Annotated in this window: 12 protein-coding genes and 1 tRNA gene; 8 read left to right on the top strand and 5 right to left on the bottom strand. The window is 70.6% G+C overall.

Annotated features, from left to right (window positions below; genetic code table 11):
* Positions 1-182: 182 nt before the first annotated feature.
* From ACIQFY_RS08760 to ACIQFY_RS08750, 3 genes are all read left to right on the top strand, one after another.
* On the top strand, positions 183-3,212 hold the full coding sequence (locus tag ACIQFY_RS08760; protein WP_400339441.1) for a UPF0182 family protein: 3,030 nt from the start codon (positions 183-185) through the stop codon (positions 3,210-3,212).
* A gap of 63 nt (positions 3,213-3,275) precedes the next feature.
* A tRNA-Met gene (locus ACIQFY_RS08755) sits at positions 3,276-3,352 on the top strand.
* Between the two features lie 161 nt (positions 3,353-3,513).
* Positions 3,514-4,326, top strand: a complete 813-nt coding sequence (locus tag ACIQFY_RS08750; protein ID WP_400339438.1) for a carbon-nitrogen hydrolase family protein — start codon at positions 3,514-3,516, stop codon at positions 4,324-4,326.
* Positions 4,327-5,093: 767 nt separating this feature from the next.
* Here the strand turns inward: ACIQFY_RS08750 and ACIQFY_RS08745 are convergent.
* The gene (locus ACIQFY_RS08745; RefSeq protein ID WP_400339436.1) at positions 5,094-6,296 is read right to left on the bottom strand and encodes an aminotransferase class I/II-fold pyridoxal phosphate-dependent enzyme; all 1,203 of its coding nucleotides are present in this window, start codon (positions 6,294-6,296) and stop codon (positions 5,094-5,096) included.
* 221 nt (positions 6,297-6,517) lie between these two features.
* Here ACIQFY_RS08745 and ACIQFY_RS08740 point away from each other — a divergent pair, with 221 nt between their 5' ends.
* The 5 genes from ACIQFY_RS08740 to ACIQFY_RS08720 all read left to right on the top strand — a co-directional run bounded on the left by ACIQFY_RS08740 (position 6,518) and on the right by ACIQFY_RS08720 (position 13,033).
* A complete protein-coding gene (locus ACIQFY_RS08740) occupies positions 6,518-8,632 on the top strand; it encodes a S1C family serine protease (RefSeq protein ID WP_400339433.1) in 2,115 nt (704 codons plus the stop codon).
* Between the two features lie 218 nt (positions 8,633-8,850).
* Entirely contained in the window at positions 8,851-9,894 is a 1,044-nt protein-coding gene (locus ACIQFY_RS08735; protein ID WP_251154726.1) for a glycosyltransferase family 2 protein, read from the top strand.
* Positions 9,895-9,903: 9 nt separating this feature from the next.
* Entirely contained in the window at positions 9,904-10,722 is an 819-nt protein-coding gene (locus tag ACIQFY_RS08730; protein ID WP_326495730.1) for a CDP-alcohol phosphatidyltransferase family protein, read from the top strand.
* Positions 10,719-11,663: a glycosyltransferase family 2 protein gene (locus tag ACIQFY_RS08725; protein WP_271825989.1), complete on the top strand. Its 945-nt coding sequence runs from the start codon at positions 10,719-10,721 to the stop codon at positions 11,661-11,663. The genes ACIQFY_RS08730 and ACIQFY_RS08725 overlap by 4 nt, the downstream gene beginning before the upstream one ends.
* Positions 11,664-11,800: 137 nt before the next feature.
* On the top strand, positions 11,801-13,033 hold the full coding sequence (locus ACIQFY_RS08720) for a CDP-glycerol glycerophosphotransferase family protein (RefSeq protein ID WP_400339428.1): 1,233 nt from the start codon (positions 11,801-11,803) through the stop codon (positions 13,031-13,033).
* Positions 13,034-13,044: 11 nt separating this feature from the next.
* Here the strand turns inward: ACIQFY_RS08720 and ACIQFY_RS08715 are convergent, their stop codons facing one another.
* The 4 genes from ACIQFY_RS08715 to ACIQFY_RS08700 form a co-directional block, all read right to left on the bottom strand.
* A complete protein-coding gene (locus ACIQFY_RS08715) occupies positions 13,045-13,356 on the bottom strand; it encodes a hypothetical protein (protein WP_251154728.1) in 312 nt (103 codons plus the stop codon).
* Between the two features lie 108 nt (positions 13,357-13,464).
* Complete coding sequence (locus tag ACIQFY_RS08710; RefSeq protein ID WP_400339425.1) at positions 13,465-14,235, bottom strand: ABC transporter ATP-binding protein; 771 nt, start codon at positions 14,233-14,235, stop codon at positions 13,465-13,467.
* Positions 14,235-15,059 carry an ABC transporter permease gene (locus ACIQFY_RS08705; RefSeq protein WP_251154730.1) on the bottom strand — a complete coding sequence of 275 codons (825 nt, stop codon included), beginning with the start codon at positions 15,057-15,059 and terminating at the stop codon, positions 14,235-14,237. Before ACIQFY_RS08705 ends, ACIQFY_RS08710 begins: the two co-directional genes overlap by 1 nt.
* A gap of 46 nt (positions 15,060-15,105) precedes the next feature.
* The gene (locus ACIQFY_RS08700; RefSeq protein ID WP_066652912.1) at positions 15,106-15,801 is read right to left on the bottom strand and encodes an NTP transferase domain-containing protein; all 696 of its coding nucleotides are present in this window, start codon (positions 15,799-15,801) and stop codon (positions 15,106-15,108) included.
* Between the last annotated feature and the right edge of the window lie 109 nt (positions 15,802-15,910).

Raw genomic sequence — 15,910 nt, 5'->3', positions numbered from 1 at the left:
GAGGCTCGGCTCGCCTTCCTGAGTCCCCGTACAGTTTCGCTGTCGGTCCGGACCAATAGGATCGGAGCACTGACGGCCCGGCGCGCCGGGCCCGCCGGTCCGACACGTCTGGAGCACATCAAGTGACGACAACCTCGTCCACCTCGGGCACTGCTGGGCGGCGTTCGCCGCGGGTCCCGATCGTGGTCACGATCATCGTGCTGGCCGCACTGGTGATCGGCTTCTTCATCTTCGCCAGCCTGTACACCGACTACGCGTGGTTCGCGCAGCTCGGGTTCCAGCAGGTCCTCACCACGCGCTGGATCGCGGGCACGCTCATGTTCCTGGCCGGGTTCCTCGGCATGGCGGTCCCGGTCTACGTGAGCATCGCACTCGCCTTCCGCTTCCGCCCGGTCTACGCCAAGCTCAACTCGCAGCTCGACCGCTACCAGCAGGTCATCGAGCCCCTGCGCCGCGCGGTCATGATCGGCATCCCGGTCGTCCTCGGCCTGTTCGCCGGGCTCGCGACCGCTGGTCGCTGGAGCATGGTGCTCGAGTACTTCAACCGGACCCCGTTCGGCCAGAAGGACCCGCAGTTCGGGCTGGACATCGGGTTCTACGTGTTCGAGCTGCCGTTCTGGCGCTCGATCGTGGCGTACTCGTCGGCCGTCGTCCTCATCGCCGGCATCGCCGCGCTCGCCGCGACCTACCTCTACGGCGCGCTGCGCTTCGGCGGGCGCGAGGTGCGCATCTCGAAGGCCGCGCGCATCCAGCTCGCCGTCACCGCAGCGGTCTACGTGGCGCTGCAGGCCGTCAGCCTGTGGCTCGACCAGTACGCCGCGCTGACGAAGGACAACCCGCTCATCACGGGTGCGCAGTACACCGACGTCAACGCGGTCATCCCGGGGCGCGAGATCATGGCGGGCATCGCGGCGATCGTCGCGATCCTCTTCATCGTCACCGCCGTCATCGGCCGCTGGCGCATCTCGATCGTCGGCACCGGGCTGCTGCTCGTCGCGGCGATCGTCATCGGCGGCATCTACCCCTGGATCGTCCAGCGCATCCAGGTGAAGCCGTCGGAGCGGACCTACGAGTCGGCCTTCATCGAGCGCAACATCAAGGCGACCCGCGACGCGTACGGCGTGAGCGGGGTGCAGGAGCAGAACTACGACGCCACGACCGAGGCGAGCTCCGGTGCACTGGCACAGGACGCCCAGACCACGGCGAACATCCGTCTGATCGACCCGAAGATCGTCTCGGACACGTTCAGCCAGCTGCAGCAGTACCGGCAGTACTACCAGTTCCCCGACCAGCTGGACGTCGACCGCTACGACATCGACGGCCAGACCGAGGACACCGTCATCGCGGTCCGCGACATCGACCTCGACGGGCTCAGCTCGCAGGCGAACACCCAGTACAACCGGACGTTCGTCTACACCCACGGCTTCGGTGTCACCGCGGCCTACGGCAACCAGCGCGCGAGCGACGGCAAGCCGGTGTTCCTCGAGTCCGGCATCCCGTCGAACGGGCAGCTCGGCAACTACCAGGAGCGCGTCTACTTCGGTGAGACCTCGCCGCCGTACTCCATCGTGGGCGGACCCGAGGGCTCGAAGAACATCGAGCTCGACTACCCGGCCGGCTCCGACGACAGCGACGGCGGCAACGCCACGACGACGTACCAGGGCAACGGCGGACCGAGCCTCGGCGGGTTCTTCAACCGCCTCGTCTACGCGGCGAAGTTCCAGTCGGAGCAGATCCTGCTGTCGGACGCGGTGAACCGCGACTCGCAGATCCTGTACGACCGCGACCCGATCCAGCGCGTGCAGAAGGTCGCTCCGTACCTGAAGCTCGACAGCGACGCGTACCCGGCGATCGTCGACCACCGCATCCAGTGGATCGTGGACGGCTACACGACGAGCGACGCCTACCCGTACTCGCAGAGCCAGAGCCTGTCGGACACGGTCGCCGGGACCGACTCGTCGGCGTTCCGCACGGACCAGGTGAACTACATCCGCAACTCGGTGAAGGCCACCGTCGACGCGTACACCGGCAAGGTGACGCTCTACGCGTGGGACACCGAGGACCCGGTGCTCAAGACGTGGCAGAAGATCTTCCCCACGTCGACGCAGCCGGTCTCGCAGATGAGCGCGGAGCTCCTCGACCACGTGCGCTACCCGACCGACCTGTTCAAGGTGCAGCGCTCGATCCTCGGCACGTACCACGTGACGAACGCGAACTCGTTCTACTCGGGTGACGACGCGTGGAACACCCCGCAGGAGACCACCACGGGCACGACCGACTCCGAGGCCAACTCGGACACGGTGTCGCAGACGACGACGAACGCCCTCGGTACCAGGACCACGGCGTCGCAGGGCAACCTGCAGGACCCGTACTACCTGACGATGAAGGTGCCGGGGCAGGACACCGCCTACTCGCTGTACACGACCTACATCCCGCAGCAGTCGGCCGGAGCGAACAACCGCAACGTGCTGACCGGGTACCTGGCGGTGGACTCCGACGCGGGTGGTGCCGGCAAGGGCGAGAAGGCGTCGAACTACGGCAAGCTCACGCTGCTGACGATGCCGAAGACGGACAACATCCCGGGCCCGGCGCAGGTGCAGAGCCTCTTCAACGGTGACACCACCGTGTCGCAGGAGCTGAACATCCTGAAGCGGGGCAACTCGACCGTGAAGCAGGGCAACCTGCTGACGCTGCCCGTCGGCGGTGGGTTCCTCTACGTCCAGCCCGTCTACGTCCAGTCGACCTCGAGTGGCTCGTACCCGCTGCTGCAGAAGGTGCTCGTGGCCTTCGGCGACAAGATCGCGTTCGAGGACACCCTCGACCAGGCGCTCAACGAGCTGTTCGACGGTGACTCCGGTGCTGCCGCCGGTGACCAGGGCGCGGCGAACGGGTCGGGTTCGACCGGATCGTCGGACTCGGGTTCGTCGGGCTCGGGATCGTCGGGCTCAGGCTCGGCCGACTCGGGTTCGGGATCGTCCGACTCCTCGGGTGACTCCGGCTCGTCGTCCGGAGGGTCCTCCTCCGGCGGCTCGGGCGGCTCGTCGAGCGACACCGGCAACCAGGCGCTCGACCGGGCCCTGGCAGACGCGCGCAGCGCGCTGCAGGACCGCCAGAAGGCCTACGCCGACAACGACCTGGTCGCTGCGGCAGAGGCAGACAAGCGCCTGCAGGACGCCATCGAGGCCGCGACCGAAGCCGAGAACGGCAACTGACACGCCGTGGCGGGGCACTCGATTTGTGCCCCGCCACCGGGGTGTGTAGGCTATTGGATGTGCCGCGGGGTGGAGCAGTTCGGTAGCTCGCTGGGCTCATAACCCAGAGGTCGTAGGTTCAAATCCTGCCCCCGCAACCAAGCGTCACAAGAAGGCCCCGGTCCACTCGGACCGGGGCCTTCGTCGTTCCACCCGGACGTGCAAGGCCTGCTGGTCGTGCACGGCGTGCTGGTCGCGCTGGTCGCGCTGGTCCTCCTCGCCGCTGCGTTCAGCGAGGACGTGCCGCGGCTACGCTCGGGCCATGGCAACCCTCACCGTCGCCGCCGCGCAGTTCGCTCCCGTCGACGACACGGCGGCCAACCTCCGCACCGTGCAGGCCGCTGCCGAGCACGCCACCGCGCGCGGGGTCGACCTGCTCGTGACGCCCGAGTACACGTCGTACTTCAGCGCCGAGATCGACGACCGGTTCGTCGCCGCCGCCGAGCCGCTCGGCGGGCCCTTCGTGACCGGGCTCCGGGCGATCGCGCGACAGCACGCCATCGCGCTCGTCGTGGGTGTGGCCGAGACCGCGGGGACGCCGGGACGGTTCCGGAACACCCTGGTCGCTGTGCTGCCCGACGGATCGATCGCGGCGACGTACCGGAAGGTGCACCTGTACGACGCGTTCGGGTCGAAGGAGTCCGACCGCATCGAGTCGGGTGATGCCGACCAGCTGCCGGTGTTCGAGCTCGGCGGGGTCCGCATCGGCCTCGAGACCTGCTACGACCTGCGTTTCCCCGAGGTCACCCGGCGCCTGGCCGCACGCGAGGTCGGCGCAGCCGACGCGGTGGTCCTGCCGGCCGAGTGGGTGCGCGGCCCCGGGAAGGAACACCACTGGCGCACTCTGCTGACCGCCCGTGCGATCGAGAACACGATCTGGGTCGTCGGGGTCGGTCAGACCGGGCCGATCGGTATCGGCGACTCCGTGGTGATCGACCCCGCCGGTGTCGCGGTCGCCGCCGGCGGAGCCCAGCCCGGCACCGTCGTCGCGACGATCGACACCGCGACCACCGAGGCGGTCCGTGCGGTCAACCCCTCGCTCGCGCTCCGTCGGTTCGACGTGCACCCGCGCTGAGCGCACGCCCCGCGCGGGCACGGACTGTGCGCTCGCGCGCGCCCGCGCCCGCGCCCGTGCCGCACGGGCTGCGCCCGCCCGTGCCTCTGCCGCACCGCTGTCTCCCCGAGCGGGCGGAACCGGCATCGTGGCGCGAGCTCCGCCCTCGATTCCGCCCGCTCGCGCGCCCTGGTGCGGTCGTGTTCGCCCTCTGCTGCAACCAGACGAGCGGCGCGGACCGGCGCACGACGGCGAACGGGCGGAACCGGGAGGGCCGCGTGTCCGAAGGCGCAGGAACGACCCGCTCGCGGGGACAGCCGGCACGGGCCGCTGTCGGCACGACGAGCTGCGCTCCCCGAACGGGCGGAAACAGCGGCTCAGTGCGGCGAGACGTGCAGAAGAGGCCCGCTCGCGGTGGCTGGGTGGCTGGGTGGCCGGGAGACCGGGTGACCGGGTGGTGGGCGCTCGCCGAACGGGCGGAATCGGTGGCTCGGTGCGGCGAGGCGTGCAGAAGAGGCCCGCTCGCGGTGGCTGGGGGACCGGGTGGCCGGCGCTCGCCGAGCGGGCGGAAACGGCGGCTCGGTGCGGCGAGACGAGCAGAGAAGGCCCACTCACGGTGACCGGGTGGTGGGCGCCTGCCGAGCGGGCGGAAACGGCGGCTCGGTGCGGCGAGAAGTGCAGAAGACGCCCGCTCGGCTGGTCAGCGCGGGACGGCGGCGGACGTGCACGTCGGGTGCGGCGCGCCGGAGCACGGGGTGCGCCGTGGGGGACGTGGGGGCGCCTCCGGGTCAGTGGGTCGGAGCGAGGGCCGCGAGGCGGCTGACGGCCTCGGACAGGACGTCGCGGCGCTTGCAGAACGCGAAGCGCACGAGCGACCGGTAGCCCGCCGCGCGCTCCGGTCGGACGAACGCCGACACGGGGACGCCGACGACCCCGGCGAGTCCGGGGAGCCGCAGGCAGAACTCCCGGGCGTCGTCGTACCCGAGCGGTGCGGTGTCCGCGAGGACGAAGTACCCACCGTCCGGGTGCATCACCTCGAAGCCCGACGCGCGGAGTCCGCCCGCGAGCAGTTCGTGCTTCTCGGACAGCTCCCGCGCGATGCCGTGGAACACCTCGTCGGGCAGACGGAGCCCGGCTGCGACCGCGGGCTGGAAGGGAGCCCCGTTCACGAACGTGAGGTACTGCTTGACCGAGACGATGGCCTCGACGAGTGCGGGTGCAGCCGTGAGCCAGCCGATCTTCCAACCGGTGGTGCTGAAGGTCTTGCCAGCGCTGGAGATCGTGATCGTCCGGTCCGCTGCACCGGGCAGGGTCGCGACGGGGACGTGCGGTGTGCCGAAGGTGAGGTGCTCGTACACCTCGTCGGTGACGACCAGGGCGTCGTGCCGCTCGGCGAGCTCGAGGACGGTGGCCAGGACCTCGCGGGGGAGCACCCGCCCGGTCGGGTTGTGCGGTGTGTTCACCAGCACGACCCGTGTGCGGTCGGTGAACGCGGCACGCAGGGTGGCCTCGTCCGGCAGGAAGTCCGGTGCCGTCAGGGGAACCGTGACGTGGGTGCCGCCGGCGAGACGGATCAGCGCCCCGTACGCGTCGTAGAAGGGCTCGAAGGTGACGACCTCGTCGCCGGGCTCGACGAACGCGAGCAGCGTCGCTGCGAGGGCCTCGGTCGCGCCGGCGGTGACGAGGACCTCGCGGTCCGGGTCGACCGTCAGCCCGTACCAGTGCGCCTGGTGCTCGGCGATCGCTTCCCGGAGCTCCGGCGCCCCGCGGCCGGGCGGGTACTGGTTCACGCCGCGGCGGATCGCGTCGACCGCGGCGTCGAGCACCTCGACCGGGCCGTCCTGGTCGGGGAAGCCCTGGCCGAGGTTGACGGCGCCGGTGGCGGCAGCGAGCGCGCTCATCTCGGCGAAGACGGTCGGCGCGGGGACGCCGTCGGGACCGAGCAGCATCGCTCCCTCGGCGGCTCGGAGCCAGGGTCCGGTGCGGTGCATGGTGGTCCCTCCGGTGCGCTCGGCGCGGGTCGACGGCCTGGAGGCCCCAACCTAGTCGGACGGATCGGCGGTGCGCGTCCTGCGGGTCACCCGGCGCCGCGAGACCGGGAACGCGTCCACAGCCCACGCATAAGATCGCCATAGGTCGCTTGCAGCGCCAGCAGGAGCACCGCTCAGGTGGGTCCGGAAGACTGCACGAGCTTGAAAGGAGCACGTCCAGCATGACCGACACCACGCCACACGGCCAGGGCGACGACAACCGCCCCGAGGAAACCGACCACCGGGCCGCAGCCGAGGACGCCTCGCGCGCCACCTCCGGCGAGGGCACGTCGACGCAGGACGTCTCCGGACAGCCCGCCGACCGCCGTACGGACCACGACCACACCGACGTCTTCGACGACGCCCACGGGGCCGAGACCGACGTCATCGCCGCGGGGACCGACACCACGACGGACCGCTACACCGCGCCCTACCCGACCATCGACCGCGACCGCGACGGCAGCGATGCCGGGCAGCAGGCCAGCCCCTACGGCTCCGACAACGCTCACCACGGGCAGGGCGACGGACAGAGCGCGTCCGGCCAGAGCGCCCACGGCCAGGACGACGACCGGTACGGGCACAGCCAGTACGGCCAGGGTCAGAGCCAGTACGGCCAGGGCCAGTACGGCCAGGACCAGGGCCAGTACGGCCACGGCCAGGGCCAGTACGGTCAGGGCCAGTACGGCCAGAGCCAGTACGGCCAGGGCCAGGACCAGAGCCAGTACGGCCAGAGCCAGTACGGCCAGGACCAGAACCAGTACGGCCAGAGCCAGAACCAGTACGGCCAGAGCCAGTACGGCCAGGACGGCCAGAGCCAGTACGGCCAGACCCAGAACCCGTCCCCGTACGGTCAGGACCAGTACGGCCGGTCCCAGGGCCAGCCCCGCTACGGCGAGTACGCCCAGGGCACGCCGCAGGTCGGCTCGCAGTACGGCGCACCGCAGAGCGCCTCGTACCCCGGCTCCGCCCAGGCCCCCTCGTCCGCCAGCGCCTTCGGCGACGTGGACGGCTCGAACCAGCGCAACGGCCACTACTTCGGCGGCGCTGCCGCGGGTGCGGCGACCGGGACCGCCACGGGTGCCGCAACGGGCACGACCGCGAACGGGAAGGGCGGCCGCAACAAGCTCGTCCTGCCGATCGTCGCGGGTCTGGTGCTCGCCGGCCTGGTCGGCGGCGGCGCCGGTTGGGCGGCCGGTGCAGCCCAGGGCGGCGGCACCACCGTGATCGGCTCCGGCTCGTCGCAGAACGGCGGCAACCTCACGGTCAACGACTACAACAACGCCACCGTCGTGACCGCGGTCGCCGCGCAGGCGACGCCGTCCGTCGTCACGATCAACGTCTCCTCGGGCTCCGCGGGCGGCACCGGCTCCGGTGTCTTCTTCACGAAGGACGGGTACATCGTCACGAACACCCACGTGGTGACCCTCGACGGTGACAGCTCGAACGGCACGATCACGGTCACGACGTCCGACGGCAGGATCTACCCGGCGAAGCTCGTCGGCACCGACCCGACGGTCGACCTCGCGGTCATCAAGATCGACGCGACCGGCACCAAGCCGATCTCCTTCGCGAACTCCTCCGAGCTCAACGTCGGTGACACCGCGGTCGCGATCGGTGCGCCGCTCGGCCTGTCGAACACCGTCACCGACGGCATCGTCTCGACCCTGAACCGCAGCATCCAGGTCGCCTCGAGCGCCCCCAGCCAGGGCGGCGACTCGAACGAGGGCGGCAACGGCGACAGCCCGTTCGAGTTCCCGGGCAACGGCGGATCCTCCACCAAGACGACCGTCTCGCTGCCGGTCATCCAGACCGACGCGTCGATCAACCCCGGCAACTCGGGCGGCGCCCTGCTCGACTCGAAGGGCAAGTTGATCGGCATCAACGTCGCGATCGCGAGCGCGGGCAGCTCCCAGTCCTCCGACGCGCAGTCGGGCAGCATCGGTGTCGGCTTCGCCATCCCGGCGAACCTGGTCCAGCGCGTCGCGAACGAGATCCGTGAGAACGGGTCCGCGACGCACGGTCTGCTCGGCGCGACGGTCGGCGACGCCTCCGAGGACGCGAACGCCACCCAGATGGGTGCGCTCATCAAGTCGGTGTCGTCCGGCGGAGCGGCGGCGGACGCCGGCCTCGAGAAGGGCGACGTCGTGACGAAGATCGGCTCGGCATCGGTGGCGGACGCCACTGACCTGACCGCGCAGGTCCGCTTCTTCGCCGGCGGTGCGAAGACGACGATCACCTACGTCCGTGACGGTCAGACGCGCGAGGCCGACGTCACGCTCGGGACCTACAAGAGCTGACGCGACCAGCGTTGGACGGGAGGCGCGGTGCCGGCTGGCACGGCGCCTCCCGTCCGTCGTCCGTCCACGCCGCGGGTCGTGGTGCGGTCCGCCGGTCGGCGCCCTGGCGGGTCCGGCGCAGGTGGGCGCTCCGGCCGCTTGATAGGCTCATGGCTGCTCTCCGGGGCGGTACCGGTCCACGGTGCGCTCCGCGCGTCAGCCACGACCCCGAGGACCGCATGCAGACAGACGGACAGCCCCTGCCGGGGGTCTCGTACGTGATGCCGGTGCTCAACGAGGTCACCGAGGTCCGTGCCGCGGTCGGGAGCCTGCTGGAGCAGGACTACGAGGGTCCGTTCGAGGTGATCCTCGCGCTCGGACCGTCGATCGACGGGACGAACGAACTCGTCGCCGAGATGAGCGCCGCCGATCCTCGTGTCCGGGCCATCGAGAACCCCGTCGGCTCCACACCCGCCGGGCTGAACGTCGCCATCCGAGCGTCGGTGCACCCGATCGTGATCCGGGTCGACGCCCACTCGGTGCTGCCGTCGGACTACACCCGGATCGCCGTCCGCGTGCTGCTCGAGTCGGGTGCGGACAACGTCGGTGGCATCATGCACGCCGAGGGCCGCACGCCGTTCGAGCGTGCCGTCGCGCTCGCCTACGGCAGCCGGGTCGGCCTCGGGGGGACACCGCACCACGTCGGCGGCAAGGCCGGTCCGGCCGAGACCGCCTACCTCGGGGTGTTCCGACGCGACCGGCTGTTCGAGGTCGGACTCTTCGACGAGGGCATCAAGCGCGGCCAGGACTGGGAACTCAACCGGCGGTTGCGCCAGACCGGTGGCACGGTGTGGTTCACCCCGGAACTCGTGGTGACCTACCGGCCGCGGCCGAGCCTCCGACGACTGGTGCGCCAGTTCGTCGCGACGGGCCTCTGGCGCGGCGAGCTCGCCCGACGCTTCCCGGCGAACAACGGCCTGCGGTACTTCGCGCCCCCGGCGATGGTCGTGGCGATGGCGCTCGGGATCGTCGCCGGACTCGTCGGCATCGTCGGTGCCGTGCTCGGGTCGCCCGTCGCATGGGCGGCGCTGGGCTTCGTCGTCCCCGCCGTCTACCTGCTCTTCGTCGTGCTCGGCGCCGTCCTCGTGGCGCGGCGTTCCGGGCTGCCCACGATGCTCTGGCTGATCGTCGTGCTGCCCTGCATCCACGTCGGTTGGGGCATCGGTTTCATCATCGGGTTCCTGACCCGGACCTCCGAGCTGACCACGCACACGGGACGGTGACCTGACCCCTTGACCGACGACACCACCGGCCGCGGCAGCGCCCGCCCGACCTCGATCGCCGAACTCCGTGCGGTCGCCCAACCCGACGAGGTCCGCTCGCGGGCGAACGCCGAGCACTGGACGGCGTCGCTCTACCTGCGCGACGTGTCGCCGTACCTGACCTGGGCGCTGCTCAGGACGCGGGTCTCGGCGAACCAGGTGACCGGCCTGATGATCCTGGTGGGGTGGAGCGTCGCCGCCGCGCTGCTGGTCCCGGGCATCTGGGGTGCACTGCTCGCACTCGTGCTCGGTCAGCTGCAGATGCTCGTGGACTGCTGTGACGGTGAGGTCGCCCGGTGGCGCGGCACCCGGTCGCCCGCCGGGGTGTTCCTCGACAAGGTCGGGCACTACACGACCGAGGGACTCATCCCGATCGCGCTCGGCGTCCGCGCCGCGACCTGGCCGGTCCACGGCGCGGACTGGATGTGGACGACGATCGGGTGCGCGCTCGGCCTGGTGATCGTGCTCAACAAGGCGCTCAACGACATGGTCCACGTCGCCCGCGCGAACGCCGGCCTCGAGAAGCTCGTCGACCGCCGGGACGCCGGCACGGCCCCGTCCGGGCGGCGCTTGGCGACGCTCCGTCGCTTCGCACGCTTCCTGCCCTTCCACCGCCTGTACCACTCGGTCGAGCTGACCATCCTGGCGTTCGTGTTCGCACTGCTCGGGCTCGTCGTCGGCAGCCCGCTGGTCGACCGGGTCCTGGTCGGGGCGCTGTTGCCGCTCGCCGTCCTCGCCACGGCCGGTCACTTCGTCGCCATCATCTCGTCGAAGCGGGTGCGGGCATGACCTCGGGAGCGACGACGGGCGCCACACCGGAGGCGTTGCCCGGGACCCACCGTCGGAACGCCGTCCCGCACCGGCAGCGCCCGCGCATCGCCGTCGTGAGCCTGTCCCAGGGCACCCGTCCGGACGACCTCCGCCGTGGGCTGACGAGCGTGCTCGCGCAGCAGGACGTCGAGCTCGACGTCGTGTGCGTCGGCAACGGCTGGGAGCCGACGGGGTTGCCCGAGGGCGTCCGTGCGCTCGCGCTGCCCGAGAACGTCGGGATCCCCGCCGGTCGCAACGCCGGAGCAGCAGTCGTCGACGGCGACTACGTGTTCTTCCTCGACGACGACGCGTCGATCCCGTCGCCGACCTTCCTGCGTGACGCCGTGGCACTGCTCGAACGCGACCCGTCGCTCGGCCTGGTGCAACCGCGGGTGGTCGACCCGACCGGATCGGCGAACCCCCGTCGCTGGGTGCCGCGCATCCGCAAGGGCGCTGCGACCGACTCGTCGCCGGTCTTCTCGGTGTGGGAGGGGGCCGTGCTCCTGCCGATGGACGTGCACCGTGCCGTCGGCGGGTGGGGTGCGCCGTACTTCTACGCGCACGAGGGCATCGAGCTGGCGTGGCGTGTGTGGGACGCCGGTCGACGCGCCTGGTACGCCGGTGACCTGGTCGCGCACCACCCGGCGATCGACCCCGCCCGGCACGCCGAGTACATCCGGCTGAACGCCCGCAACCGCGTGTTCCTGGCACGCCGCAACCTGCCGGTGGCACTGCGACCCGTCTACGTCGGGTCGTGGGCCGCGATCCAGGTGGCGCGCTGGTGGCGACACCCCGTGCGCCTGCGGACGTGGTTCGCGGGGATCCGGGAGGGCTGGACGGCGGACTGCGGGCCGTCGCGGCCCATGGGGTGGCTGACCATCGCTCGGATGACGCTGGCCGGTCGGCCACCCGTCGTCTGACGCCGCCGCCCGAACGTCCCGGCGCCCCGACCGGGTGTCCGCGGTCGATCACCCGTCGCTGCCCGCACCACACCCTTCGTCACTGCCGTCGTCGCCGAGCACACCGCCCAGCAATCGCCCGTAGCCTGAGGACCACCATGCCGATCACCAAGGACGTCCGGACCGCGATCCGTCTCGCCCGCCGCCTGCTGCGTTCCCGTCAGAACCGGCGGGAGCTCGCCCGCCGGCTCCCGGAGGTCCCGGAGCTCGCACCGCGCTCGATCGAGGTCGCGGTCTACTTCGCCGACGGCAAGGTGAACATGTACCAGCTCCGGCAGTGGTACGCACCGTTGGCGGAACTCGCCAGCGAGCACCCCGTCGCGATCATCTCCCGCAGCCCCGGCACGATGACGACCCTGCTCGACGAGTCGCCCGTCCCGGCGGTGTACGCCCGCCAGGTCGTCGACCTCGAACGGTTCGTCGAGGAGCAGGCACCGAAGATCGTCCTGTACGTCAACCAGAACGCCCGCAACTTCCAGATGATGCGGTACGGGCGCATGTGGCACGTCTTCGTCAACCACGGCGAGAGCGACAAGATGTACATGACCACCAACCAGTTCAAGGCGTACGACTACGCCCTGATCGCGGGAGACGCCGCCCGGGACCGCCTGCGTGCCGCCCTGTGGGACTACGACGTGGACCGCCGCACCATCGCCATCGGACGCCCGCAGGCCGACCACTTCGCCGGCGCAGTGCCGTACCCCCACGACGACCGGACCGTGGTGCTCTACGCGCCCACGTGGGAGGGCGACCGCGCCGCCGCCGCGTACGGCTCGATCGCGTCGCACGGGGTCGAGCTCGCCGAGCGCCTGCTCGCGACCGGTCGACACCGGCTGGTGTACCGGCCGCACCCGCGCAGCGGCGTGCTCGACCAGGACTACCGTGCTGCCCACGAGCGCATCGTCGCCGCGATCACCGCCGCGAACGCCGCCGACCCGTCTGCGCACCACGTGTACGACGACGGACCGCAGCTCGGGTGGCAGCTCGCGGACGCGGACGTCGCCGTGACCGACATCAGCGCGATGATCTACGACCGACTGGCCGTCGGCAAGCCGCTGCTCGTGACGCGTCCTGCGGCACCCGAGGCCGACGTGGACGAGCGCGGGTACCTCGGCGCCGCGAACTGGCTGCTCGCCGAGGACGCCGCCGACGTGGTCGCGCGGGTGGACGCCGCCGCGAACGACGCCGAGGAGCTCGCGACGCTGCAGCACTGGGTCGAGCGGTACTTCGGCGACACCACACCCGGCGTCGCGACGCGCCGGCTGCATGCTGCCGTCGACCGTCTCGTGGCGCGCTGGCACGAGGTCGCCCGGGAGCGCGGCGAGGGCTGACCCTGCGGTCGTCACGACGCGAGGCCGACCAGACGGTCGCCCACGAGTGACATCCGCCACAGGTACTCGGAACGGTCCGGGCGCCGCCACCGGACGACCACGATGCCGGTCTGCTCGGGGTCGGCGCCGAACACCGCGATCGACAGGGATCGACCCGGGTCGAGACGGTTGACCGCCAGCGGCGGGCAGTACCCGCTGCCGAGGTGCGTGAGGGAGATCGCGTGGAGCGGCTCCGGCCCGGTGTTCACCAGGTCGTAGCGACGTGGTGCCCAGGATCGGTCGACGGTGAACGGGACTGCGTAGGCCGTGGGTGGGTGGTGCATGCGGGCCACGGTAGGGGGAGGGGCCGACGTCGGGAGCCCGGGGGAGTGCGCTGGTGCCTCGGCTTGTGGACGAGGGTACGGCGGGGCCCGGGTGTGGAGGAGCGGAGCTCAGGCCCCGTGGTCGGCCGCGTACCGCGTCAGGGCTGCCTCGATCGTGTCGTCGAGCTGCAGACGCCCCTTGTCGAGGTAGAGCCCCCGGTCGCAGAAGCGACGCAGGTCCTTGTCGTTGTGCGAGACGAAGAACAGCGTCCGGCCACCGGCCAGCAGCTCCTCGATGCGCTTGTAGCACTTCTCGCGGAAGCTCTTGTCACCCACCGCCAGGACCTCGTCCACCAGGATCACCGGTTCGTCCAACCGCGAGATCACCGCGAACGCGATGCGCACCTTCATGCCGCTCGACAGGTGCTTGTAGGGGGTGTCGACGAAGTCGCCGATCTCGGCGAAGTCGATGATCTCGTCGAAGGCGTCCCGGATCTCGGCCCGGGACATCCCGTGCAGACCCGCTGTCAGGTACACGTTGTCCCGGACGGTGAGGTCGCCGACGAAGCCGCCGGTGATCTCGATGAGCGGAGCGACACCCGCATCGACACGGATCCGTCCCTCGTCCGGCAGCATGACCTGCGCGACGAGCTTGAGCAGGGTGGACTTCCCCTGACCGTTGCGTCCGACGACGCCGATGGCCTCGCCCGGCCGGACGTCGAACGACACGTTGCGGAGCGCCCAGAACTCGTCCGCACGCTTGCGGCGGTTGCTCCCGGCGAACAGGTCCTTGAAGCTCCGGCTCGCGCGGCGGTTGCGCTTGAACCGGATCCCGGCGTCGCGCACGGAGATCACGGGCGCCACGCTCGTGGACGGCGCGGTCCGGTCGGTCGCGGTCATCACAGCTCCTTCAGGACGCGGTGCTCGCTTCGGCGGAACACGACGAGACCGACGGCGAGGACCACGGCGGTGACCACCACCGACACGCCGACCTCGAGCCAGTCGAGCTGGCCGGGGAAGAACGCGGAGCGGTACAGGCCGAAGATGCCGCTGAGCGGGTTCAGTGCGGCGATGTCGTGCAGCCGGTCGGGCAGGGCCTGCGTGCCGTAGATGATCGGCGATGCGTAGAACAGGAACCGCAGGACGAGCTTCACGGCGCGTTCCAGGTCACGGAAGAAGACGACCAGGGGTGCGACGATCAGCCCGATCCCGTAGACCAGGGCGCACTGCAGCACGATGGCCAGCGGGTACAGCGCCAGTTCCCAGTGCAGGTGCGCACCGGCGGCGATCGCGAAGACCGCGAGCACCGGCAGGCTCAGCAGGAACTCGATGCCCTTCGAGGCGTTCACCCGGGCGACCCAGATGCTCCGGGGAATCGTCGTCGACCGGATCAGCTTCGCCTCCTTCGTGAAGGCCCGCGTCGAGTCCGACACCGCTCCGGTGAACCACATCCACGGCAGCAACGCCGACAGCAGGAAGACGATGTACGGTTCCTCGCCCACCGATCCCCGGTGGAAGACCTGGGTGAAGACGAACCAGTAGATCGCCGACATCACCAGCGGGTCGAGGATCGACCACAGGTACCCGAGCGCGGACGTCGAGTACCGGACGCGCAGGTCCCGCACGGTCAGCAGCCAGAGTGCCTGGCGGTACCGTCGACCGGCGCTCCGGGACGACGTCGATGCAGTCGTCGCGGGCGCGGTCGGCGCACTCGCTGTGGTCACGCGGCTTCCCTCCGGGCGGAACCGCCGAGGGGGTCCTGACGGTGGTTCAGGCGAACAGGTCGTTCGCGCGCTGGAGGTCCTCGGCGAAGTCGATCTCGACCGCGTACAGGTCGGAGATGTCGATCGGCGACCAGCGTAGCCCGTCCTCGGCGATGGCAGCCTCGATGCCGCCCTCGAAGTACTCCTGGTCGTCGACGCGGCCGAGCTGGCGGATGAGCGCCTGCTTGTCGCGCGAGGAGACGTAGTTGATGCCGACGGCCTCGCCCAGGCCGCCCACCACCCGCTTCGAGAGCTCCTTGATGCAGCCGTCGGCGTCGACCGTGTACTTGACCTCCTCGTCGGAGACCTTCTCGGTGTTGACGCTGACGAAGGAGCGGTCCTGGTCCATCATGTCCGCGGCACGGACGAGGGCGCGCGGGTCGAAGACGACGTCACCGTTCATCCACAGGACGCCGCTCTTGCCGGTCGCCTTGAGCGCGCGCAGCAGGCTCTTCGACGTGTTCGTGGAGTCGTAGGACTCGTTGTAGACGAAGTTCGCCTCAGGGAACGCCTCGACGATGTACTCGGACTTGTAGCCGACGACGATCGTGACCCGGGCGCTCGAGCCGAAGGCGGCTCGGATGTTGTCGAACTGCTGCTGCATGATGGTGCGGCCGTCGCTGAGTTCGGTCAGCGGCTTCGGCAGGCTCCGACCGAGTCGGCTGCCCATCCCCGCTGCGAGGATGACGATCTGCGTGGTCATGCTGGTCCCTTCTGGTGTCCGCCCGCGCGCCGCGTGGGGCACGGGCGGGCCTCGTCGAGTGTGCCCGCTCCGGGTCCGAGTTCGCCGTGAGCGTGCGCTTCCTGCACCT

It is taken from the genome of Curtobacterium sp. NPDC092190 (assembly GCF_044755625.1).
GTDB lineage: Bacteria > Actinomycetota > Actinomycetes > Actinomycetales > Microbacteriaceae > Curtobacterium.
Note: the sequence above shows the minus strand (reverse complement) of the source record. Positions and strands in the feature narration are given on the sequence as shown.

Coding starts and splice junctions, on each gene's coding strand:
- ACIQFY_RS08740 (WP_400339433.1), top strand. CDS start 6,518: ATGACCGACACCACGCCACACGGCCAGGGCGACGACAACCGCCCCGAG.
- ACIQFY_RS08745 (WP_400339436.1), bottom strand. CDS start 6,296: ATGCACCGCACCGGACCCTGGCTCCGAGCCGCCGAGGGAGCGATGCTG.
- ACIQFY_RS08700 (WP_066652912.1), bottom strand. CDS start 15,801: ATGACCACGCAGATCGTCATCCTCGCAGCGGGGATGGGCAGCCGACTC.
- ACIQFY_RS08735 (WP_251154726.1), top strand. CDS start 8,851: ATGCAGACAGACGGACAGCCCCTGCCGGGGGTCTCGTACGTGATGCCG.
- ACIQFY_RS08710 (WP_400339425.1), bottom strand. CDS start 14,235: ATGACCGCGACCGACCGGACCGCGCCGTCCACGAGCGTGGCGCCCGTG.
- ACIQFY_RS08725 (WP_271825989.1), top strand. CDS start 10,719: ATGACCTCGGGAGCGACGACGGGCGCCACACCGGAGGCGTTGCCCGGG.
- ACIQFY_RS08720 (WP_400339428.1), top strand. CDS start 11,801: ATGCCGATCACCAAGGACGTCCGGACCGCGATCCGTCTCGCCCGCCGC.
- ACIQFY_RS08715 (WP_251154728.1), bottom strand. CDS start 13,356: ATGCACCACCCACCCACGGCCTACGCAGTCCCGTTCACCGTCGACCGA.
- ACIQFY_RS08750 (WP_400339438.1), top strand. CDS start 3,514: ATGGCAACCCTCACCGTCGCCGCCGCGCAGTTCGCTCCCGTCGACGAC.